The following is a 23,070-nucleotide window of genomic DNA, read 5'->3' as shown; positions in this document are numbered from 1 at the left end:
TTACGCCCCTGCATTTGGACGTTTTACACCAGGCACAACAACTTTACCGGTAGCCACATCAGCACCAAAATCGGTTAAACGTGCAACAATAACACTACCGATTGTTTCGGTTTTAATTAAGTCTTGTTGTCCCAGCCAACTTAAATGTGTTTTAACCTGATCACGACTAATAGCGTGACCGTAATGATCTAACGCACTATAGATAATGCTAGAATTACTGCTATAGCTCGGCATTTCATATAAGATACGCAAAATAACCAAACGTTGATCTTCTTTTAAAAATTCAGCGTAACTCATAATCCCTCACTTTGTTTTTAATAAAAATTGATTAATGTTATCTAATTGACGAGATAATCCCGAAAGCCGATCAGACAATTGATTTAAAGTAGCTTCATTGCTACTTAATTTCTCAATCAATTTAGTTACTTGATGTTGAGTCGGCAACGACTTAACCGTTTCTTCAATTTGTGTTACCCGAATACGTAAGTCTAGTAGTTCTTTTTGGCTAGCCGATTGACGACCAATTAACCACGAGTAAACACCAACTACCGCCATTACAGCCCATTGCAGGAACTGCCAATTGAAAGTGAGCTCATTAAAATTCATCGTTTATTCCTTTTTTCCTCTATTTCTGCACACCCAATACATAAATCGGTAACTAAAACCTTTCGACGTTTTTCTGCTATAGGTTCTTCACAAATTCGGCAATAAAAACTTGACACCCCTGTTCTGACTTGATGATTAGCGATGGCTCGTTCACGTGCATCGTTTTCTAATGTTGATGCTCTATCAGCGTTGTCCACTATTTACCTCATTAATATATTTTAGTAATTCAATAAAACGACCAGAGCATTGTCCATATTGGTCGTATAATTCTTTTAGTACTTCAGCTAAAGCATCTGCTGTATTATTTCTGCGTTGAGCTGGTATTTCGCATGGCACGTTTAGTTGTGCTGGTAATACCATTTGTTGTTGCTTCAGCTGCACGGGTGCGTGCTGAGTCGATAAATTGCAAGACACGATCATCAAACACACAATTACTACGGTTAGTAGCAGTGGAATTAAGTGCATCACGTAGCGCATTTGTTGATTGATCATCATATAATTTCCTTTCTGCCATTTGTTGTGATAATGCTGAGCTGGCATCAACAGCATTTTTAGTTAGATGTTTAGTACTATCAATCAATTGATTTAATACGTTAATTGTTTGTGTGGCTTGTGTTATTGCCTGTTTCTGTTTTCCATTATTAACACCAAAACTATAGGCTGTTATGACGGATGTAATTACTAATGCAATTACTAAAAAATAGTTTTTATTGACCACAAAAAAGTTTTTGATTAATTTGTATATATTTTTAATCATCACAAACTCCTAAACCCCAATTTTCAGCTATGTAAACAGGTTGCCAACGGTAGATAATGCGAATCGGATAATTACGGTTTTCTTTAAAATTCACGTTTTTGCGACCGCCATTAATATTTTCAACTACCCCCCAGTAATGAGTTGCATCTTGGTATTCTCGTTTTGCTCGCTGACGATCTCGATTCACCCAACCAAGCCCACCGTTATATGCTGAGAGCGTGAATCCCCATCTATCACAATCACTAGCAGTTTCATTTACGCGTTGATATAACCAATAATCATATTGAACTAAGGCACGCAGTGCCCATGATGGATTGTAAGGCTCATTATTTGCCAGTGTTTTTGGATAAGCATTTGCAATCCAATCCGCCGTTGTAGGCATAAATTGAGCAAGCCCCTGTGCGCCTACTGGTGATTTTGCGTTTACTTTCCATCGAGATTCCTGATGAATTTGCGCTGCAAATAATGAAACAGGTGCATCAAGACCAAATATTGCTCGTGCATTACGTGTCAGTTCCCGTTGATGTTGCTTAGCATCATTAGGCACAGATGCTATCGCAGGCGCTAAATGACAACTAAACAGCATAAATACAATAAGTAAGGTTAAGTAACGCATGGCTATAATCCAAGTGTTACACCAAAAATCACAGCGGAAACAATCAACGCCCGACGAATCAGAACAACCGCAAACAGGGTTCGATACTCATCAAGAACAGGGTATTCCGCACACATTTTTGAATCTATTGCCTCTGGTTGTTCATTTTTTTCTAAAGACTCAATATATTGCTTGGTATAAAAATCAGGACCAAACTCTTTCCAATCGTTATATAAATAACCTCCAGGAGATGCATAAGGAAAAAGCGCACGGTCTAGGTGGTAACCAATCACGGCAGAAAGCAAGACTAAAGCCAGTTTATAAGCAACAACAGGCAACTGTTGAGGTGAGAGCAACGTAATAATTGCAAATAAAGTAATGGCGACTAAATACCACTTAAGTAAACGAATTTGGGATAATTTTTTTATTGGATGTTTCATAAAAAAACCTCATAATTATTAAACATATGAGGTTATTATGATCTTACTTACTTGGAATGTAATTTGAACGGGGGCAGATTATTCCTTATTTTGATTTAAGGTTGACTCAAGATCTTTCATACTAGCGTTTACATTTATTCGGTATATATCTAACTCTTTATTATAAACATCATTTTTTAATTCAATTAATTCTTGTCGTTTTGCTTTTGTTAATGAAGGATTTTTTAACCTTTCATCTATTTTATTTATAAGTTTTTTTTGAGCACTTTCAGCAATAACTTGCTCTAAGCTCTTAAATGAAAAACGAGGTAAAAAAGTACAAATATAATATGAAATACCAAAAGCTATTCCCGGAATTGCCAAACTATATTCTTGTATCAAAGAATGCAATAAACATAGTTTATTCAAGAGAGGGGTTATTAGTGAAATTAAAATTGCTTGAATAGCAAGATAAGCATTTTTATTTAGCACCATTACTCTCCTGTGCTAACTTTTGGAGTCGCCTTATTTCTAATATATTATCAAGTAATTTTTCATCTTTGATATAAATTTTTTTGTTGTGTTTTACCCCATTTTCATCAGTTACAGTTAATTGAATATACTCTAAAGGTTTAAATTTAGCATATATTCTTACAATAACCCCTTTTACAAATAATAGGATTATAATAAAAAGAGTGGTATATATTATAATGTCAAGAACAGACATGATTTCACCTAAATTATTCTACGTTCTTTTGCAGCACGGTGCCGAATAACTTTATCAATAGAATAAGTTGTTTTTGTTATAGCATCTTCTTCTTTTACTGTTTCTATTCGTAATGATACAACAAATAAATCATCTTTGGAAAATCTCATTTGATTTGTGTTAACTCGTTCTAAAAAATTTTCGTCATTCATTGCAACTGTAATATGTTCTCCATCTGGTAAAATAATGCTCCATCCTCTTACTGAAGAAAAATTAACTTTCGCAAAATGTATATTCACTTCTCTTGTTTCTGTTTCTATATCTTTTTGGACAAGAACATTTTTTCTTTTAAAGCTTTTTGCTGAATCTTTTTCTACTTCTGTGAGTATTTCTTGATTATCTGATTTTAATTTAAATAAAGATGATTTTTCAGTTTGTAATGGTTTATAAACTAACTGGTCAATTTCTTTTCTTATAGCTTGGCTTGTTAGTAATTTTTTTACATCTTCTGTACATTCAAGTTCCTTATTACCAACTATTAATTTAGATATACCAGAGCTTTTATCTGTGTTAATTTCTGCTATCTTTTTACCTTTGATTATTTCAAGCGCAGCCCAAATAGAACCAATTGCAGTTGCTGCACCTGTTGTTAAACCTAAAGCTTCTAAGGTATTCATTGATATACCAATGGCTTCACAAATAACTTCAAAAGATCCTTCTTTGTGAGCCTTTACTGTAAGTTTAGGGGATACACCTTCACCATTTAATAATTTATCTGAATGCTCTATTAGTGTGGCTAATGAAGAAAGTGCATTACCTAATATTCTAGCGTCAATCTGATTATGAGAGTATGCATCACCACCGTATACAATTGAAAATTCTGTTTGGTTTGTCATTATTTAATTCCTTATGTAAAAATACTTCTTATCCGCTACAATTCTTTTTTTAACTTCATTTAATTGCTATAAACGCCATTTGCACTTTTAGCGTTTCTGCTAATTCCAAAATCAACTTAACTTTAAGGATATATTATAAATTAATCATTAATAATCTTCATTTTCTCAATAACCTCAAATCTATCAGTGTTTGTTAAATGGCTAACTTCCTCAACTCCACCTTGGGATAAATGTAATCCACTTATTTCAGATGGATTTTTGTAGATTGCAAATTCATATTCTTGATAACCAGTAAACGCACCATATCCATTTTTAGCATTAATAAATACAACATAAATAGTTACATCATGACCATCTATTTTTCCGCGCATATAGCCTTTAAATATATATTGCGCACTATCAGGATCTTTCAGTTTACCCATCATATAATTTTTTATTCTTTTCTCATATTCTGGGTGAGAATCACAGCCAACTAGCCAAAAAACACTAAATACAATTGAAATACAAAATAACCAGGATATTTTATTTATTATTTTCATTTTCGTTCCTCAATTTTCTTTTTTGAATTTCAAGTTCTAATTCGTAAATTACTGTATTGTTTTCAACCAAAATCGGATTTAAATATTTAGTTTGAGAATATAACAACATTGATAAAATTGAGAGCGAAATGATAGAAATGAAAACAATAACAAACAAGGTGTTGCTTGAAAAGAAAGAGTTTGATATACCGTTTGTTAGAATAGACTTTACATTTAATAGCGCAACCAAAAATAAAAACAAGGAAAGTAAAACAATAGAAACCGACGGAACATTCAAATATTTTCGTCTTATTATTATTCTATTTTCTGCCTTAAAACTCCATACCGCATCTAACAGTTCGTTAAATGATAATTGATTCACATCTAGCTGATTATTTTTCAGTTCTATACAGATATTATAAATATTATTAGCCACTTGGCCATCAAAAACATTATTAATACGCTGTTCCACATCATCCCCTTTTTCTTTTAAAACCAATATTATAGTTATTGATATTTTCCGCTGAAACCTGTCCTCCGCTAACGCTGCCAATAGTTTGTTTAGAATTTTGCTGCGCTGTGCCAGCTGTTAAAGCACCGAGAGCAGCAGCTTTAATTGTTATTGGAGCATTGCGATATAAATCTAATAATTCTTTTTCTTCTTTAGTTAGGATTAATCCTAATTGTTTTTCACCAGTTAAAATATATTGGATATCAGCACCAAGTTTCGAAAACGCAATCAAGACATCCATTCCGGGGCTAATTACTCCCGATTCATATCTACTCCATGTTTCACGCTGAATACCAAATAACTCAGCAATTACAGCCTGAGTTAATTTTAACCGCTTTCGCTCTTCTTTAATTCTATCTTTTGGTGATGTAATAGTCACAAAATACCTCTTGACTTTGTGATTTAAAAGTCACAAAATATATCATATAAATTATAAATTAGTTATTAATAACTTATATCAAAGGAGATAAAAATGCCAAACGTTCTCACTCCCGAACAAGTTAAACAACAATTTCAACAAAGAGGTAAAACCATCAAATCTTGGGCGATTGAAAATGGTTACCACCCAGTTGTTGTTTATAACGTTCTAAATGGTTTAAGCCGCGCTCATCGTGGTAAAACACACGATATAGCAGTAAAACTCGGCTTAAAACAAGCCTGCTAACACTGATTGTAACAGTTTTTCATATACAGCAAAAGGCAGAAAAACATGCATAAATCACAAATTTCTACTTCTGGTACACGAATCTTAAAAGTGCTAAAAGCATTGAAAGGCTATACTTTGACTGGCGTATCAAATGGTGATATTGCAAAAATGATAAATGAATCACCAGTAAATGTTACACGGTCGTTACAAACACTAATCGAAGAAGGGTTAGTTATTAAGCTTGATAACGGACTGTTTGCTCATAGTGTACAAATGTTACAGATTGCTCAAGCTCATGCAGTTCACATTTCTAAAATGCAAGATCAAATAAATGAAATAAACCAACGTATTACAGCTGGTGCAAGATAAGGATACCAAAATGGCAAGAATAGCAAATCCAACTAAAGAAGCAATAGAACTACCAGCAATTGATGAGCAAAGGATTAATGATGCAATGAACAACTTTACTTCTATTCAAAGTGAATATAATGAAGAACGTGACTTAGTTAATCAATTGTTAGGCCAATCCCAGATGGCTGATGCGTTTGCTAAATTTTCGAATACCGTCTTCATTTCTAAATTATCTTATGTAAAAGAAAATAAGCTATATCAGTATATTACAAATAATAAAAGTGAAGATTCGTCTTCAAAAAATACATGGGAAGGTTTTTGCAAGTTGCTAGGTTGGACTCCACAACATGCAAATGAAGCGATAGCAAATTTACATTCACTTGGAGAAGAAGCTCTAGAATCCATGTCTCGCATGGGTATCGGTTATCGTGAATTACGCCAATATCGTAAATTACCGGAAGACCAAAAAACGGCACTGATTGAAGTAGCGAAAGCTGGTGATAAAGAATCGTTAGTTGAACTAGCAGAAGAATTTATTTCCAAAAACAATAAAGAAAAAGATTTGCTCAAAAAAGAAAACAGCAATTTACAAGCTGACTACAAGGCGCTTAGCAAACGTAATGCTGATGTTGCTAAAGAAAAAGAAGAGCTAGCGATAAAATTAGCTCAATTTGAAATGAAAACCGTGCCACTTGATGAGCGTTTAGAGCCGTTTAAAAAACAAATAGCAGAAACCCAATCACGCATAGATAAGCTATTTGAAGAACAAAGGCAGTATGTAGACATAATGTATAAATTAATGCTCGATATAATGGAAAATGACCCTGATTACGATCCTGAAAAACCATATTCATTACCCGAATCAATGCAAATAGCATTATTAACGTTAAATGGTTCGGCCGTATTAACTTTAGATCAAGCTCGTTATGTGCATCGTGAACTTTGGAACAAATTTGACAGCGATATTATGGAAGCCCAACAACGACAAGAATCTTTAGTAAATGAGAATGTCCAAGATTTATATAAATGATATTTCATATCAAAGGAATTAAAAATGGTATCACCTAATATTCGCAACTATTTAAATGAATTAGCAATTAAGCTAGATAAGACAGAGTTTGGTTCAAGAAGCACTATTATGAATGAAGCTAAAGAATTTTTAGGTGTTTCTAAGCAAACCATTTATCGACAATTAAAAGAATTTTGTGGTTGGTCAAGTGATCGAAAATGTAGATCTGATAAAGGTGATACAAGTGTTTCTGATGTTTCTTTAAATGTTGTCGGGGCAATATGTAAAGAATCAGTGCGTGATAATGGTAAACAAACTATGTTTACTACCACCGCAACAAGTATCGCAAAACAAAATGGTTATGAAATTAGTGTAAGTACTAATCATTTTGCAAGATTATTACGCGTTCGCAAAATGAATGTAAAAGCACAACAAGTGGCAAATCCCGTCCAGTCATTACGAGCATTACATCCCAATCATGTACACGAAGTAGATCCATCTCTATGCCTAATTTATTACATGAAAGATAAACAGCATATTATGCGTGATCGTGATTTTTATAAAAACAAGTTAGAAAACTACGCAAAAGTTAAATATAAAGTCTGGCGCTATACGCTGTATGATCGAGCATCAGGTGTCATTATTCCGTGGTATGTCGAAGCTGCAGGCGAAAATCAGCATTCATTATTCCAGTTTTTAATGTTCGCCTGGGGTAAGCAAGATGGACGTTTATTTCATGGTGTGCCACAGCTGCTTTACTGGGATAAAGGTTCGGCTAATACATCATCAGCAATTAAGAATTTGCTAGACCATTTAGAAGTTAAGTATCTAGAACACGAAGCCGGTAATGCAAGAGCTAAAGGTGGTGTTGAAAATGCCAATAATATCATCGAAACACAATTTGAAAGCCGTTTAAAGTTTCAACCTGTCAGTAGTATTGAAGAGTTAAATCATGCAGCAATGAACTGGGCGGAAGCATATAACGCCAATCGTTTACCGGGGCAAGATACCCGATTACGTCGCATTGGACTTGTTGAACCCGTGTCACGTCAATCACTTTGGCAACATATTACGGCAGAACAATTACGCACATTACCATCAATAGAAGTTTGTCAGGCATTAATGGCAAGTCGCGAGCAAGAGCGACAAGTTAAAGCTGATTTAACCATTAGTTTTAAACATCCACAAGCTGATAGTTCGTTGATTTATAGTTTAAAAGGTTTAGATGGTATCGCTGTGAAAGATAAAGTCAGTGTGCGTTCATTGGTATACGGTGATTGTGCTATTCAAATTGAGGTGCCACGCTATGATGGCGAAGCACTGATTTATCGGGTTGAGCCAGACCGCAATTTTGATAAATTTGGACAACGTTTAGATGCTCCAGTCATTGGCGAGGAATATAAATCTAAAGGTAACACCGAAATTGAACAAGCAGCGAAAGCAATGGATCAAGTTGCATACCCTGACATGACCGAAGATGAAATCAAAAAGGCAAAACAAAAACAAGTTGCACCGTTCGGTGGCAAACTCAATACACTCAGTTATCTAGAAGATATTAATCATCCAGCTTATTTCGAACAAAAAGGAAGTGAAATTGATACACCGGAACATTTAAAGCCAGCTACCACAACATTAACGCTAACAGCAGCTTTAATGCGGATTACTTGTGAAATCGGTCGCAAATTAACAACTGATGAAAACAAATGGTTATCAGCACGTTACAAAGATGGTGTGCCAGAAGACTCATTGGATTCATTAATTCATACATTCAAAACACCTATTGCTGTAGGTGATGGTACAACAGGAATATTCAGGAGTGTTAAATAATGTTGAAATTAAAAAATGTAATGAAGAAATTCAATATCAAGCAAGCACAGTTAGCTAAGTGCATTGAATACAGGGGTAATTGCATAAGTCAGGCCGTTATTAATTTAATTGTGAATCGCAACATCTGGCCACGCTCTATTGAACGTGCAGAGCTAGAGCAGAAAATTGAAAGAGCATTAATAAAATTAGGTTTAAGCAATGATTATTTGCTAAATATTTTTGAAGAAGAAACTGACACAGCCGAAATCTTGGCGGACGACGCTGTGTCAGTTGACTCAAATGAGAAATTAACAAAGGAGTCAGCATATATGTTACTACGAAAACAAACAATAAATCGAGATGCACGTGCTCATTTTCGCATTCCTAGAGATCCATTTACGGATGAAATGACCGAAGATGCCGACGTTTATCTATCCGATGATATTCGTTATGTTCGTGCCGCAATGCGTCAAACCGCTCAGCACGGCGGTATGTTAGCTGTTATTGGTGAAAGTGGTAGTGGTAAATCAACATTGCGTCACGATCTGATTGATTTCATCAATATCAATCATGAACCCATAACGGTTATTGAACCATACGTACTAGGTTTAGAGGACAATGAAGTTAAAGGTAAGTCGCTCAAAAGTATGGATATTAGTAGTGCGATTATTAGCTCTATTAACCCGCAAGCAAAACCACGTCGAAGTGCTGAGGCACGTGCTCGTCAAATGCATGAGTTACTCAAGAACAGCGCATTATCAGGTCGTAAACATCTGCTGATAATTGAAGAGGCGCACGGATTGCCAATTCCAACATTGAAACATCTAAAAAGATTTTATGAACTCCAAGAGGGTTTTAAAAAATTACTGTCAATTATCCTAATTGGACAAACAGAGTTGCAAACAAAATTATCAGAATATAACCCAGAAGTTCGTGAAGTTGTGCAACGTTGTGAAGTGGTAAATCTTAAACCGTTGGATTTCAAAGTCGAAGAGTATATCAAGCATAAATTTGCACGTGTTGATATGGACTATTCAGCATTATTTGACGCATCCGCATTTAATGAAATCATCAACCGATTACGTGTTGCAACAACACGTCGAGGTGAAAAGCAAGTGCGGTCATTATGTTACCCGCTAGCAGTAAATAACCTTGTTTCTAACGCACTAAATCTAGCTGCACGCATTGGTGCACCAAAAGTTACAGGTGAAATAATTATTGAGTGTATCAAAGATCGTGGAGATATGTAATGAAAAAGGTAAATAATCAAGTAATCAATAATGCTATAAATGCTGTCAATAAAGCAATCAACACATTAGCCAATGAAGAATTAACGGTTATTGGTTTTTATCATGATTCGCTATCAAAACCAACAATTGAAATCGAACACCATCCAAAATGCAATAAGTTTATAGCCACTGGTACAGCAATATATTACCGACATGAAGGCTATTACAGATTCGGGCAATTTGAACTAAACGGTTGCCGGATAGTATGGAAAGAGCGTGATATAAGCCGATTACATTAATTGAGGAGTGACATCATGTTAGAAGAAAATAAATATTTAAAAGATCGTAAGGGTCGTTTAGTTCCAATCAAACAAATTAATGAACATGATATTGAAATGGATGCGTTCGTACATAAGCAAGTAAGTAAAGCTAAAGAACTGCAAGCAGTGTTACGGCAATTTAAACAAAATGCATTTGATGATTGTTATGCATTTATGGGGTTATTAGCTGAAAAATACAATCGAAAAATTGGTGGGCAAAAAGGTAATGTCACATTTAGTACGTTTGATGGCTCTATGCAGATACGTATTGCAGTACAAGACACACTGACATTTGGTCCAGAATTACAAATTGCAAAACAAATTATTGATGAATGTCTCAATGATTGGGCTAAAGATGCCAATCAAAATTTAAAAACGTTAATTACAGATGCATTTGAAGTTGATAAAGAGGGTGAACTCAACACTGGGCGGATATTGTCATTAAGACGAATAAAAATCCAAGATAAACGCTGGGAACAAGCTATGGATGCAATATCAGAATCATTACGCATTGCTGTATCTAAAACATATATCAATTTTAAAGAAAAGGATCATTTAGGTAAATACAATAATATTTCACTAGATATTGCGGGAGTTTAATTATGACTGTTGAATTCAACCCGAAAAGCAAATCATGCTATTGCTTCAGCGTACCTAATGGCACTTGGTTTCATTTGTTAAAAACATCAATAATTAAAGAGTTTTTAAATAATCCACCGTTAACAAACGATCCAATCTATGCCACTAAAAAACAAGCTATTAAATGTGCTGAAGCTGTTAAAAATTGGCAACCAACTGAATTTTGGTTTGGCAGTGATCCCGAAAAAGGCAAACAAATATTTATTGAGTTCTTTGAAAGATGTAACGGTTTTGAAACCTATTAATAAAGGATGCAACAATGCAACAGCAAGATTTTTATATTTTACATCAGTTTATATTAAGCAACATTGCTAATTTTATAGCGATTTGCAAAGAACGCGGATTATCTGAATGCGAAGCTGACCGAATCATTGACGAGCTAAAGGAACTTGCAGATGACTAATTTAATTAACTTTGATCCAAATTATGTAGCAAATTTCAATAGAGCAAAACAAAAAATAAAATTGATTTTTGGCGTATGGAATTATAGAGCTGAATTTATAATTGACGTTGAAATAAATAGTTACGGAATGAACTCATTCAGATTCGCTATTAAAAAAGTTTACGATTCTATTTTTGATGAAAAAAAAGGATTCGCATTTTTAAATCTAACCAATACCGATGGAATTACATTACAAGATTGGGATGAAGAAAACAACGAAGAGGAATGGTTGGAATCAATTCTAATTAGTGCAGAAATCATTTCCTATCAAAAAGGTAAGTTATGGGAATAAATTATAGGTTTTCAAATCCCATTCGATATATACCTGACCATCATGTTTCGATAAGCCATGAACATTCGTTTATGCGCATAACTGACGGTCAGGGATATATTGACGGTAATTTATACGACGAGCTATACGCTGAATACATCAAGTTAAAATCAATAATTTATTGTTTAAGGATAAAATCTATGAAGCATAAATATATAAGATTAATTCACATTGCAAAGTCCCAGTTAAATATAGATGACGATACATATCGCCATCTATTACAAGCGCTAACCAAAAAAAGCAGCACTAAAATGATGACAATTCGGGAATTAGAAAAAGTACTAGATAATCTAAAATCAAAAGGTTTTAAAGTTAAACCACCAAAAAAAGCGGGAAAGATAACTGCTACAGAACCTGTTCACAAAAAAATACGCTCATTATGGCTAAAACTAGCTGAGGCAGGTAAAGTAAAAAACCGTTCTGAAAAAGCCATCAATTCATATGTAAAACGTATGACTGGTGTTGAAGTGATGGATTGGCTGACTGAAAAGCAAGCAATGGTTGTAATTGAAAGTCTAAAATGTTGGCAAGCACGTATATAAAGGAAGAGGCATGAAATTAACACGTTGCCCAATTTGTCATAACGAAATTAATTTAGAAGCATTGATGGAAGATGATTCTGGCAGGGAACTACTTATATTAGTAAGTAATTTAAACTATGGCTGTGCTAAACCGATGATTGCCTATATTGGTTTATTTCGTACTCAAAAATCAAATTTGAGTAATTCTAGAGCAGTAAACTTAATTAATGAAGTTCTAAAATTATATCAACCAAGCAGGCATCTAGCTCACGCACTACGAGAAACAGTTAATAATATTCACGCTAAGCGTTTAACTAGTGAGTATAAACCGTTTAAAAATCATAACTACTTAAAATCTGTTTATGAATCAACTAAGCATTTATTTGCATATGTTGAACATAAAGAAGAAGACAAACCAATTCGTAGTAGTAATGAAGAGTATTTTGAACAGATGTATAGAGCCGGTATCGATTTTAATAAATTAGAAAAAAATATACCTGGTGCACTAGATTGGTATAAGAAGAAAACAGGAGCGTAAATTATGACTAAGTCTGCAATGTCTATTAAACGTCATGAATTACTAACACATGTATCATTATCTGTAGCTAACGATGCGATGGATTACGGTTTACCTGAAGATATTGCAGCACAGTTAGGTGATAGCATTGCAAATACAATTTCAGAATTATTTGGTGGTCAAAATTTCACATTCCCACGCGATTACATTTTTAAATTAAATCAGCGAGACTTGCAGATTTATGATTCATTCAAGGGTAACAATTACGCAGAACTTAGTCAAAAGTATAATATGACAGAGCGAGGCATTCGCAAGGTAATCGATCGTGTTCACAAAAGAATGATAAAAGAAAAACAACCAACCTTATTTGATTTCAACGATGCCTAATCAATTTTTAGAGCAAAAATTTTTAGGCAATTTTTTATTTCATATTTTGTAACACTTTTTCAAAAAACAATTTCATTATTTCCCTGTTTATTTTGTTATATCCCATTTATCTCATCATTCTGTTATTATTTATCATGTTCTATTTCAATATGTTTAATCACAAGGGTTAAGAACGATATTCTAGACTTTTTTTGTAAAAAAGAGTAATGTGTGCGGTTTGTCTCGTGGTTCGTGAACCTCCCACGCTAAAAAACTAAGGAAAATTATGAGTAACGTTACATTATTAGGCGATCAGTCTGTTCGCTATCCAACAACCTATAGTCCAGAAATTCTGGAAACTTTTGATAATAAACATCCCGGTAATGATTATTTTGTTAAATTTAATTGTCCGGAATTTACCAGTCTTTGTCCTATTACTGGGCAACCTGATTTTGCCACAATTTATATTTCTTATGTGCCTAACATCAAAATGGTTGAAAGCAAATCTCTTAAGCTATACCTGTTTAGCTTTCGTAATCATGGTGATTACCATGAAGATTGCATCAATATCATTATGAAAGATCTGATCAAATTAATGGATCCTAAATACATTGAAGTGTGGGGTAAATTCACACCACGTGGAGGTATTTCAATTGATCCTTATGCCAATTATGGTAAAGCTGATACTCGGTGGGAGCAAATTGCGCTCAATCGTTTAGCGAATCATGATCTTTATCCTGAAAAAGTCGATAATCGCTAATTTGTTCAATCTGACAGGAATTTTTTAATGAAAAATCGTAAAGCACTCGTGATATTTTCTGGCGGGCAAGATTCGACTACGTGTTTATTACAAGCCATTGCCGATTATGGACGTGAAAATGTTGAAACTATCAGCTTTCAATATGGTCAACGTCATAGTATTGAATTAGATAAAGCTAAATGGATTGCTGAAGATTTAGGTGTCAAGCAAACCGTTATTGATACATCGGTTATTAAACAGACGACCAATAACGCTTTGATTGACGATTCACAAGAAATTAAAGCTGCACAAGATGGCGATTATCCAAATACGTTTGTCGATGGTCGTAATATGCTGTTTTTATTGTTAGCCGGTTGTTATGCCAAACAGCAAGATATTAAAGATATTATTATCGGCGTATGTGAAACCGATTTTAGTGGTTATCCAGATTGTCGTGATATTTTTATTAAATCCATGAATGTATCTATGAATTTAGCGATGGATTATGCGTTTAATATTAAAACCCCGTTGATGTATCTTACTAAAGCTCAAACATGGGAAATGGCTGATAAATTGGGTTATCTTGATTATGTTCGTCAAAATACTCATACCTGTTATTACGGTGTAGAAGGGGGATGCGGTAAATGTCCAAGTTGTATGCTGCGTGATAAAGGTCTACAAGAATATCTGGCCAAAACTTAAAAAATATTTATCTGGGTTCTCTCACCCCATTAAAAAAGGAAACAAATATGTATTTGAACGTTCATTCACAATTGATTGAAAAACAATTTACTCGACAGCAAAAGCATAAAGCACTAGGCTGGTTAGCTTTTTTTCATATTATTGTTATTGCTTCCAGTAACTATTTGGTGCAAATTCCATTTGATATTTTTGGATTTCATACTACTTGGGGAGCCTTTACATTTCCATTTATTTTTTTAACCACTGATTTAACTATCCGTATTTTTGGTGCCAGTTTGGCAAGAAAAATTATCTTTGTGGTTATGATTCCCGCTTTACTGTTTTCATATCTGATTTCGGTTCTATTTTTCGAAACCCATTGGGTAGGTTGGTCAGCATTGACCCAATTTAATAGCTTTGTTTTTCGCATAGCATTAGCCAGTTTTGCAGCTTATTTAGTTGGGCAATTAATGGATATTACTGTTTTTAACTATTTAAGAAAAAATCAATTTTGGTGGGTAGCACCTTCAGCTTCAGCAATCTTTGGTAATGGTATAGATACTATTGTCTTTTTTGCTATTGCCTTTTACAAAAGTAGTGATGAATTTATGGCTAATCATTGGGGTGAAATTTCGTTAATGGATTATAGTTTTAAAATCTTAATTTGTGGTTTATTCTTTTTACCATTATATGGAATTATTTTGAATTTTATCTTAAAAAAATTAACTGCAAAAAAGCAATAAATCGACCAGTTTTTGCTTAATAATTCTGAAATTGTCAACATTTAGAACTTATTGATAACGCAATAAGTTCTAAATGTGAGTAATACTACTTTCCAATAATCACAGATCAACGATTCTTTCAAAAATTTAGTTGTTTACCTAAAAATTCAATTTATCTGTAAAGATATTTTGCTAAATGTTTGGTGACAGTGCATAATATCGGCAAAAAATAGTCACAACATTTAGTGAAATAAAAGGAATTGGGTGGAATCATGAGATTAATAAAACTCTTAGCTATGTTGGGTTTGTTTTTAACACTATGTGCACAAGCAAAAAACAACGAGCTAACGACAAATATAACCGCTAATCAAAAAAATAGCACAACTCAAAACTCGAGTGTTAATTCGCAATTGCATAATGTATTTAATCCAACACCAGAATTAATCGAAAAATATAAAGATAAAAAATTTGAAATTCTTGATTGTTCGGAGATGATTATTGATGGATCAAGTACTTTAGTCGTGACTTTTTCTGTTCCACTTCTTCCTAAATTAAATTTTTCAAATTTACTGAAATTAGTTGACAAGGAAACAGGTGTTGTCGATGGTGACTGGGAGTTGTCTGATAATGGTTTGGAATTAAGACATCGTTATCTTGCACCAAATCGTAAATTAGATTTAACCATTGATAAAATGTTAACGGCGATTAATAACAAGAGTTTACAATCAGTTTATGAAAAAGAATTAACCACTCGGGATCGTCAGCCATTAGTAAATTTTGCAAGTACTGGATTATTATTACCGAGTAAGTCCATGAGTGGATTACCTGTGACGACATTGAACGTTAATAAGGTCGACATAAACTTTTTTAAAATTAAGCCAGAAAAACTAAGTGATTTCTTTGATAAATTTGGCTTTATTAATATGCTATATGCTTGGCGCTCTGAAGAACTCAATAGTTATGCTGATTTAGTTTACTCGTCACGTTTTGATCTCAATCCTAAACCTAATGCCCAAGAAACTGTTTTAGTCAATCTTTCTAAAATTAGTGAACTTAAACAAGAAGGTGTTTATGTTGCGGTGATGAATGAAGCTGGAACTTACAATGAATCAAATCCAGCAACCCTATTTTCAATAAGTAATATTGGTGTTTCAGTTCATAACTACAAAAACCGTAGATTTTCGGTTATGGCTCATGGTTTAGATGATGGTAAACCTCTTGCAAATATCGAAATATCTTGTCGTTATGTAACAATAAAAGACGACGATTGTAGTGTTTCGGAAAAAACAGATAAAGATGGTTATGCTGAATTTTCTATGAATACCCATGATGACAATTGGATATTGCTTGCCAATGATGGAAAACAAACTTCATTTATATATGTCGATCGCAATGCCCTTAATTTGACTGAATTCGATTTATCCGGTACACCTTATTCTCATGCACAATTATTTGTTTTTGGTCCACGAGATCTTTATCGTCCAGATGAAACCGTCTATTTTAATGCATTATTGCGTGATGCGGATGGACAACCATTGCCTGATCAACCAATTATTGCCGATGCGATTTCAACTGATGGGCGTGTAGTTAAAAATTTTCAATTAAAAAGCAGTGCTAATACCAATGGTTTATATCAGGCAAATTTTGTCATTCCATCTGATGCGGCAACAGGTAAATGGTCAATTCGTTTTAATTTAGGAGATGATATATATCGTTATTGGTATTTCAACGTGGAAGAATTTTTGCCAGAACGTATGGCGATGGAAATAACCAGTTCGTCAGACGGTCCAATATTAAACGATGAAGATGTTAACTTTGATATCAAAGGTTGGTATTTGTATGGTGCACCAGCATCAGATAATCGCCTAAACGCAAATGTTTATTTAAAGAAAGTTGACTCCATTGCCGGATTAGCCGATTTCAAAATTGGTTCAGTGACAGATGGTAGTCTTTATAGTGAACTTGGTTCTTTTGAAGAAACATTAAATAACGATGGCTTAACCCAGCTTCATATTAAAAGGAGTAATTGGGCAAATTTACATTCTCCAGTGAAAGTAGTTTTACAAGCGAGTTTACTCGATTCAGGAGGTAGGCCGGTTACACGTTATGCAACTCAAACCATTTGGCCTGCTAATCAATTACCAGCTATCCGAGCATTGATTGGCGATTCACCTTATTATGATTGGAATACTGATAATTATTATGATCGTCCTACCGTTGATATAGGGACTAATGCGGAATTTGAAATTGCTTATGTTGATCTAGACGGTAACAAACTGGCCACAAACTCCTTAAAAACAAGATTGATTCGTGAACGTCGTGAATATTATTGGACTTGGTCAAGTGAAGATGGCTGGCAACTTAATCATAATTCCAGTGAGATTGTTATTTCGGAAGATCAGCTATCAATTGAAAAGGATAGTACGACGAAAATAAGCTATTTAACCAGTGATTATGGATCTTATCGTGTTGAAGTGATCGATGAAGCGTCTAAAGTAGTGACAAGCTTTCGCTTTTGGTCAGGTTATGATTGGGAGGATAATACACGTGGTACGAAATCAGTACGTCCCGATCAAGTTAAGTTAAGTATTGATAAACCATTTTATAATGTCGGTGATGTGGCTAAAGTCAACGTTCAAGCCCCAGTTGCAGGCTCTGGTTATATCTCTCTTGAAACGAATGATGGTATCATTTGGAAAAAAGCAATTACTGTTGGCGAAAAAGGTTTAGATGTCGATATACCAATTAAAGATTGGGGAAGACATGATATTTATATTAATGCCATGATAATCCGTCCATCAACTAATGCGGCCGTACAAACAGTAAAACGAGCAATTGGTTTACTTTATTTACCTACTGATACAACAAATCGCCATTTAAATATTTCAATAAATGCACCAAAACAAGTGAAACCAGAAAGTACTGTGCCAATTAAAATCAAAATGGATGAAAAATTTATCCAAAAAGATAAAAAAGTCACAGTGTTAGTTTCAGCTGTTGATTCTGGTGTATTAAATATTACTGATTATATTACGCCAGATCCTTATGCTGGATTTTTAGGGCGTAAACGTTATGATGTCGATATTTTTGATGTTTATGGTAAGTTAATTGAGGCTTCAGGGCGTAATGTTAACATGAGTTTTGGTGGTGATGCGATGGGCGCTGGCGGAAAAAAACCGTCTAATGAAGTTCTTATTGTTGCTCAACAATTGAAAACCATTCAGTTAAATGACCAAGGTGAGGGTGTTATTGATTTACCATTACCTAATTTTAATGGTGAATTGCGCATCATGGCGCAAGCATGGGATGACAATCGTTTTGGTAAAGCAGAAAAAACGATGAAAGTTGCCGCTCCTGTTATTGCCGAATTAACAACTCCGCGCTTTTTATCTGGGGGAGATCAAGCAGTATTAGCATTAGATCTTCATAATTTGACTGATACGACTCAAAATATGCAAGTTGAAGTATCAACGACGGGGTTAATTCATCAAAATGATGTAAAATCTATCCCTGTCAGACTTGATAGCAAACAAAAAAATATTATTCAAATTCCTGTTGTCGCAGATTATGGTTATGGTAAAGGTACTGTAAATATAAATGTGAAAGGGATTGTTATTGATGATAATTCAGATTTTGATATTCATCGTTCATGGGCTATCGGCGTAAGACCAGCCTATGCTGCAACTACAAGATATTTTGAAGTAGTGTTAGATGAAAAGAAAAGTTGGAAATTACCTGACGAAGCGTTAATGGGACTGATTGAAAATACCATTGAAGGGCAATTGGTTATCTCTAATCAACCACCACTGAATATCGCTCAATATATTAAAAGTTTATTTGCCTATCCTTATGGCTGTTTAGAACAGACAACCAGTGGCTTATTCCCATCTTTGTATGCTAACAGTGAACAGCTTGCACAGTTAGGTATTAAAACGGATTCTGATGATAAGCGCCGAGAAAAAATTCAAAAAGGCATTTCACGAATTTTATCAATGCAACGTAGTAATGGTAGTTTTGGTTTATGGAGTAATCATAGCGAAGAAGAACATTGGCTTACTGTTTATGCTACTGACTTTTTATTGCAAGCTAAAGAGCGAGGTTATCAGGTGAATGATAAAGCTCTTGATGCAGCAATGTCGCGTCTTGGTCAATATATTTATGATACTTCTGCATTTAATAATCTTTATTATGGGGATGAAAATGCACTTGAGTTTGAAAAACTCTCTATTAAAGCTTATGCGTTGATGATACTGTCTAAACAAAATAAGATTACCTCAGCGATGCGTAATGAGATTAATTATTTATCAGATAAGATCAGCAAAGATAAATCATTTATCTATAGTCCGTTACCTTTGGCTCAATTAGCCGTAAGCGCTAAGTTAAATGGTTTGACATCTGTTTATGATAAATTATTACCATTAATCTTCACTACTCCGTATAACTACAGTACATGGCGGGGTAATTATGGTACTGAGATTCGTGATCAAGCATTAATTTTATCGTTATTGATAGAAAACGACATGGACACAAAAAATCAAGCCAATTATTTAGTTAATTTATCAGAATTATTAAAAAATAAACGTTATTACTCAACTCAGGAGTTAAATTCATTATTTATTGCTGGTTGGTCATTAGAGCAACATAAAAAAGATGATAAATTTAAACTGGCAATAAATGATAGTATTGTTGATGTTAATTCAGTCTATTCTCATTCCTATAATTATGAAGTTTTAAGTCAAGGGTTATCTATCAATAATTCAGAACATGATAGACCACTTTATGCTAAATTTTCGCTTTCTGGGTATGGAAAAACGCCACCGGCACCAACATCGAAAGATGGTTTCTTCAATATTACTCGAACCTATTACGATCTACATGGCAATGAAATAAATCCATCCCAATTAGAAGTGGGTTCCATGATGGTTGTGATTTTAGATGTAACATCAAAAGAACCTGTTCATGATGCATTGATTGTTGATTACTTACCAGCTGGGTTAGAACTTGAAAATCAAAATCTTTCAAATAGTAGCGTGAATTTATCATCAATTCCTGGTGTATCTGATTTATTGAAAGATGATGATGTAAGTCAACTTAAATATCAGGAATTTAGAGATGATAGATATGTTGCTGCTGTTAATATCCAAAATTATAAGGAACGCCAAAAATATCATAAACGTGTTGCTTATTTAGTTAGAGCGGTAACAACAGGTAATTACATGATTCCTTATCCTTATGTTGAATCTATGTACCGTCCTGAACGTTTTGCAATCGGACAATCACCAGATTTGATGACGATATCTGTTCCTAATAAAGAAAGTAATTAATCAAGGGATAGTAAAAATTCCAATACTATCGCTAAGATTAACTTCATTGACTATTCCGCCAATAGCGTTGGCGGAATTTTTATTTTTTTAAAATTGTGTTGGATAATTGAATATCAATAATGAAAAAGTTCTTTTATAAATCATTTCTTTTTTTATTATTATTATCAGTTTTATTGGTCGGCAGTTTTTTTGTCTTGGATTATTTTTTTCCATTATCTATTTCGCAAAATAAAACAACACAAACCGTTGTTGCTCAAGATGAAACACCTTTATGGCGATTTGCTGATGAAAAGGGTATTTGGCGTTATTCGGTAAGCCTTGATGAAGTTCCTGATTATTATCTTGATGTGTTATTAAATTATGAGGATCGTTATTTTTATAATCATATTGGTATTAATCCGATGTCGTTATTTCGTGCTGCTTGGCAAAACATATCCAATAATAAAATTATTTCAGGCGGTAGCACCATTTCAATGCAGGTGGCTAGGTTACTCTCTCCCCATGATCGAACAATTATCGGTAAATTAAAACAAATCTTTCGGACTTTTCAACTTGAACTACATTATAGTAAAGAAGAGATTTTAACTTTATATATTAATCATGCGCCTTACGGAGGCACAATTGAGGGTATCGGAGCCGCTAGCTGGTCTTATTTTGGTAAACAACCTAAAGCATTAACTCGAAGTGAAGCAGTATTATTGGCGGTATTGCCTCAAGCACCGAGTCGATTAAGACCCGATCGATTTCCTGAAAGAGCTAAGCAAGCTCGTGACAAAGTATTAGATAGACTTGCTCAATATGATGTTTGGCCAAAAGAGTTGATTGAACAAGTTCGACGTGATGAAGTTTGGGTTTATCCACGAAAAGCACCACAGTTAGCACCATTATTGGCTTATCGTTTAAAACAGCAATATCCTAATGATAATATTATTCATTCCACTATTGATGTTTCTATTCAATATATTTTAGAAGATCTTGCTATTAATCGAAAAAAACAGCTCCCGCCTAAAACATCATTGGCAATTTTAGTGGTAGATCATGACGATATGACGGTTAAAGGATATGTTGGTTCTGCTGACTTTAATGATAAAGAGCGTTTTGGTCAAGTCGATATGATTAGAGCGTTACGCTCTCCTGGTTCTACACTCAAACCTTTCATTTATGCCTTTGCTATTGATGAAGGTATGATTCATTCTGAATCGTTACTACAAGATATTCCGCGTATTACTACCGATTATCGACCAACTAATTTTGATGAGGGTTTTCATGGGCCTGTTAGTGCTTCTGATGCATTGAGTAAATCATTAAATTTACCGGCAGTTCAATTAATTGAGTTATATGGTCCAAAAAGGTTCGCAGGAAAACTCGCGGGTATTGGTTTACCTTTATCCTCTATCGCAAATGATCCGAATATTTCCTATATATTAGGTGGTGCTTCACTTAGAATGGATAACCTTGTTAGTGCATACAGTGCATTTGCAAAGCACGGGGATGTGAGCCCCTTGCGATATACTCAATCTGATCCTTTAATTAATAAACCCTTTATCTCTGATGGTAGTGCATGGATAACACGGCAAATGTTAATTAATAGCAATTTATTAGCATATAAAACAGGAACCAGTTATGGTTATCGCGATGCTTGGGCCGTTGGTATAAATCCTCGATATTTAATAGGCATTTGGGTAGGACGCCCTGATGGTACGCCTGTTGTTGGGCAGTATGGTTCAATGTCTGCAACTCCAATTTTACAACAAGTAAATTCGATTTTGTTAAATAGAGAAAATCGTTTAAATCATCCTCTCCTTACTTATGAGAAACCTGAATCAGTCTCAAGCGCCCAAATTTGTTGGCCATCAGGGCAGCCACTTCCTGAATCTGATCCTAATTGTCATCGTCAAAAAACAGCATGGGTATTAAATAATATGTTGCCACCAACATTAAGCACCTATAGTGAATTAAAAAACAATATTTATCGTTCAGGTTGGATAAATATTTGGGTAAATGATCGCGGTGAGCGTGTAGCCGCTGATTGTATAGGAGCACAAAAAAAACAGATAGCTTTATGGCCAATTTCATTAGAAAATTGGTTGTTAACTAAAGAAAGACGACAATCTTTACTGCCCCCAATTGATAAAAAATGTCCTGTAATGGGTAAAGATATTTTTGCCTCACTTAATATTGTTGGTTTACGGGATAAACAACTCGTTAGAGCATTACCAGGCAATAATCAAGTCACGATTGATTTAATTCCTGAAGGTGGATTTGGTGAAAAATGGTGGTTTTTAGATGGTACTTTAGTGGCTAATTCAAAGGATAATGAAAAAGTCGCTTTAACTGTGACTAAAAATGGAAAACATCGTTTACTGGTATTAGATGAAAGTGGACAAATTGTCCGAATAAATTTTATGTCAGATTAATA

At 34.2% G+C, this 23,070-nt stretch carries 30 protein-coding genes and 1 riboswitch; of the genes, 18 read left to right on the top strand and 12 right to left on the bottom strand.

Going from position 1 to position 23,070, the window contains the following annotated elements; all coding sequences use genetic code 11:
- From H3T96_RS08785 to H3T96_RS08730, 12 genes are all read right to left on the bottom strand, one after another.
- Positions 1-297, bottom strand: a complete 297-nt coding sequence (locus tag H3T96_RS08785; protein WP_144092240.1) for an ArsR family transcriptional regulator — start codon at positions 295-297, stop codon at positions 1-3.
- Between the two features lie 6 nt (positions 298-303).
- Positions 304-606 carry a DUF2730 family protein gene (locus tag H3T96_RS08780; RefSeq protein ID WP_144092237.1) on the bottom strand — a complete coding sequence of 101 codons (303 nt, stop codon included), beginning with the start codon at positions 604-606 and terminating at the stop codon, positions 304-306.
- A complete protein-coding gene (locus tag H3T96_RS15065; RefSeq protein WP_186279256.1) occupies positions 603-803 on the bottom strand; it encodes a TraR/DksA C4-type zinc finger protein in 201 nt (66 codons plus the stop codon). Before H3T96_RS15065 ends, H3T96_RS08780 begins: the two co-directional genes overlap by 4 nt.
- Before the next feature lie 104 nt (positions 804-907).
- Complete coding sequence (locus H3T96_RS08770) at positions 908-1,363, bottom strand: hypothetical protein (RefSeq protein WP_144092233.1); 456 nt, start codon at positions 1,361-1,363, stop codon at positions 908-910.
- Complete coding sequence (locus tag H3T96_RS08765; RefSeq protein WP_144092231.1) at positions 1,356-1,979, bottom strand: transglycosylase SLT domain-containing protein; 624 nt, start codon at positions 1,977-1,979, stop codon at positions 1,356-1,358. Before H3T96_RS08765 ends, H3T96_RS08770 begins: the two co-directional genes overlap by 8 nt.
- A 2-nt stretch (positions 1,980-1,981) precedes the next feature.
- Positions 1,982-2,398, bottom strand: a complete 417-nt coding sequence (locus H3T96_RS08760; RefSeq protein ID WP_144092229.1) for a putative holin — start codon at positions 2,396-2,398, stop codon at positions 1,982-1,984.
- 78 nt (positions 2,399-2,476) lie between these two features.
- Positions 2,477-2,872: a hypothetical protein gene (locus H3T96_RS08755; RefSeq protein ID WP_144092227.1), complete on the bottom strand. Its 396-nt coding sequence runs from the start codon at positions 2,870-2,872 to the stop codon at positions 2,477-2,479.
- Positions 2,859-3,104 carry a hypothetical protein gene (locus tag H3T96_RS08750; protein ID WP_144092225.1) on the bottom strand — a complete coding sequence of 82 codons (246 nt, stop codon included), beginning with the start codon at positions 3,102-3,104 and terminating at the stop codon, positions 2,859-2,861. Before H3T96_RS08750 ends, H3T96_RS08755 begins: the two co-directional genes overlap by 14 nt.
- An 8-nt stretch (positions 3,105-3,112) precedes the next feature.
- Positions 3,113-3,979: a hypothetical protein gene (locus H3T96_RS08745; protein ID WP_144092223.1), complete on the bottom strand. Its 867-nt coding sequence runs from the start codon at positions 3,977-3,979 to the stop codon at positions 3,113-3,115.
- A 140-nt stretch (positions 3,980-4,119) separates the two neighbouring features.
- Complete coding sequence (locus tag H3T96_RS08740) at positions 4,120-4,518, bottom strand: hypothetical protein (protein WP_144092221.1); 399 nt, start codon at positions 4,516-4,518, stop codon at positions 4,120-4,122.
- Positions 4,502-4,969, bottom strand: a complete 468-nt coding sequence (locus H3T96_RS08735) for a hypothetical protein (RefSeq protein WP_144092219.1) — start codon at positions 4,967-4,969, stop codon at positions 4,502-4,504. Before H3T96_RS08735 ends, H3T96_RS08740 begins: the two co-directional genes overlap by 17 nt.
- A gap of 1 nt (position 4,970) precedes the next feature.
- Complete coding sequence (locus tag H3T96_RS08730) at positions 4,971-5,387, bottom strand: helix-turn-helix domain-containing protein (RefSeq protein ID WP_144092217.1); 417 nt, start codon at positions 5,385-5,387, stop codon at positions 4,971-4,973.
- A 93-nt stretch (positions 5,388-5,480) separates the two neighbouring features.
- On the opposite strand from H3T96_RS08730, the gene H3T96_RS08725 reads away from it, so the two are divergent.
- The 18 genes from H3T96_RS08725 (at position 5,481) to pbpC (ending at position 23,068) form a co-directional block, all read left to right on the top strand.
- Entirely contained in the window at positions 5,481-5,672 is a 192-nt protein-coding gene (locus H3T96_RS08725; protein ID WP_025315766.1) for a DNA-binding protein, read from the top strand.
- Between the two features lie 45 nt (positions 5,673-5,717).
- Positions 5,718-6,023 carry an IclR family transcriptional regulator gene (locus tag H3T96_RS08720; protein WP_144092215.1) on the top strand — a complete coding sequence of 102 codons (306 nt, stop codon included), beginning with the start codon at positions 5,718-5,720 and terminating at the stop codon, positions 6,021-6,023.
- 10 nt (positions 6,024-6,033) lie between these two features.
- Positions 6,034-7,035, top strand: a complete 1,002-nt coding sequence (locus H3T96_RS08715; RefSeq protein WP_144092213.1) for a hypothetical protein — start codon at positions 6,034-6,036, stop codon at positions 7,033-7,035.
- 24 nt (positions 7,036-7,059) lie between these two features.
- Positions 7,060-8,841 carry a DDE-type integrase/transposase/recombinase gene (locus H3T96_RS08710; RefSeq protein ID WP_144092211.1) on the top strand — a complete coding sequence of 594 codons (1,782 nt, stop codon included), beginning with the start codon at positions 7,060-7,062 and terminating at the stop codon, positions 8,839-8,841.
- Positions 8,841-10,070: an ExeA family protein gene (locus H3T96_RS08705; RefSeq protein WP_198248633.1), complete on the top strand. Its 1,230-nt coding sequence runs from the start codon at positions 8,841-8,843 to the stop codon at positions 10,068-10,070. The genes H3T96_RS08710 and H3T96_RS08705 overlap by 1 nt, the downstream gene beginning before the upstream one ends.
- A complete protein-coding gene (locus tag H3T96_RS08700) occupies positions 10,070-10,348 on the top strand; it encodes a hypothetical protein (protein ID WP_144092207.1) in 279 nt (92 codons plus the stop codon). The genes H3T96_RS08705 and H3T96_RS08700 overlap by 1 nt, the downstream gene beginning before the upstream one ends.
- 15 nt (positions 10,349-10,363) lie before the next feature.
- Positions 10,364-10,969 carry a DUF3164 family protein gene (locus H3T96_RS08695; RefSeq protein ID WP_144092205.1) on the top strand — a complete coding sequence of 202 codons (606 nt, stop codon included), beginning with the start codon at positions 10,364-10,366 and terminating at the stop codon, positions 10,967-10,969.
- 2 nt (positions 10,970-10,971) lie between these two features.
- Entirely contained in the window at positions 10,972-11,253 is a 282-nt protein-coding gene (locus tag H3T96_RS08690) for a hypothetical protein (protein ID WP_144092203.1), read from the top strand.
- A 14-nt stretch (positions 11,254-11,267) separates the two neighbouring features.
- A complete protein-coding gene (locus H3T96_RS08685; protein WP_186279255.1) occupies positions 11,268-11,411 on the top strand; it encodes a hypothetical protein in 144 nt (47 codons plus the stop codon).
- A complete protein-coding gene (locus H3T96_RS08680; RefSeq protein WP_144092201.1) occupies positions 11,404-11,742 on the top strand; it encodes a DUF5406 family protein in 339 nt (112 codons plus the stop codon). The genes H3T96_RS08685 and H3T96_RS08680 overlap by 8 nt, the downstream gene beginning before the upstream one ends.
- Positions 11,743-11,921: 179 nt before the next feature.
- Positions 11,922-12,323 carry a gp16 family protein gene (locus tag H3T96_RS08675; RefSeq protein WP_144092199.1) on the top strand — a complete coding sequence of 134 codons (402 nt, stop codon included), beginning with the start codon at positions 11,922-11,924 and terminating at the stop codon, positions 12,321-12,323.
- Positions 12,324-12,333: 10 nt separating this feature from the next.
- Complete coding sequence (locus tag H3T96_RS08670) at positions 12,334-12,840, top strand: hypothetical protein (protein WP_144092197.1); 507 nt, start codon at positions 12,334-12,336, stop codon at positions 12,838-12,840.
- 3 nt (positions 12,841-12,843) lie between these two features.
- Positions 12,844-13,206 (top strand): Mor transcription activator family protein, encoded by a 363-nt coding sequence (locus tag H3T96_RS08665; protein WP_198248632.1) that lies wholly within the window; start codon positions 12,844-12,846, stop codon positions 13,204-13,206.
- Positions 13,207-13,424: 218 nt separating this feature from the next.
- Positions 13,425-13,469: riboswitch (PreQ1 riboswitch) on the top strand.
- Positions 13,470-13,471: 2 nt separating this feature from the next.
- Positions 13,472-13,945, top strand: a complete 474-nt coding sequence (queF, locus tag H3T96_RS08660) for a preQ(1) synthase (protein ID WP_039126153.1) — start codon at positions 13,472-13,474, stop codon at positions 13,943-13,945.
- Between the two features lie 27 nt (positions 13,946-13,972).
- Positions 13,973-14,626, top strand: coding sequence for a 7-cyano-7-deazaguanine synthase QueC (gene queC, locus H3T96_RS08655; RefSeq protein WP_144092195.1), 654 nt, complete (start codon positions 13,973-13,975; stop codon positions 14,624-14,626).
- Between the two features lie 47 nt (positions 14,627-14,673).
- Complete coding sequence (locus H3T96_RS08650; RefSeq protein ID WP_086308603.1) at positions 14,674-15,348, top strand: 7-cyano-7-deazaguanine/7-aminomethyl-7-deazaguanine transporter; 675 nt, start codon at positions 14,674-14,676, stop codon at positions 15,346-15,348.
- Between the two features lie 251 nt (positions 15,349-15,599).
- Positions 15,600-20,651, top strand: coding sequence for an alpha-2-macroglobulin (locus tag H3T96_RS08645; protein ID WP_144092193.1), 5,052 nt, complete (start codon positions 15,600-15,602; stop codon positions 20,649-20,651).
- A 119-nt stretch (positions 20,652-20,770) separates the two neighbouring features.
- Positions 20,771-23,068: a penicillin-binding protein 1C gene (gene pbpC, locus H3T96_RS08640; RefSeq protein WP_144092191.1), complete on the top strand. Its 2,298-nt coding sequence runs from the start codon at positions 20,771-20,773 to the stop codon at positions 23,066-23,068.
- Positions 23,069-23,070: the final 2 nt, after the last annotated feature.

Origin of the sequence: Gilliamella sp. W8136, assembly GCF_016101285.1 — a bacterium.
In the GTDB taxonomy this organism is placed as follows: Bacteria; Pseudomonadota; Gammaproteobacteria; order Enterobacterales; family Orbaceae; genus Gilliamella; species Gilliamella apicola_N.
The sequence above is the reverse complement of the archived record's forward strand: the minus strand, read 5'-3'. Positions and strand labels throughout refer to the sequence as shown.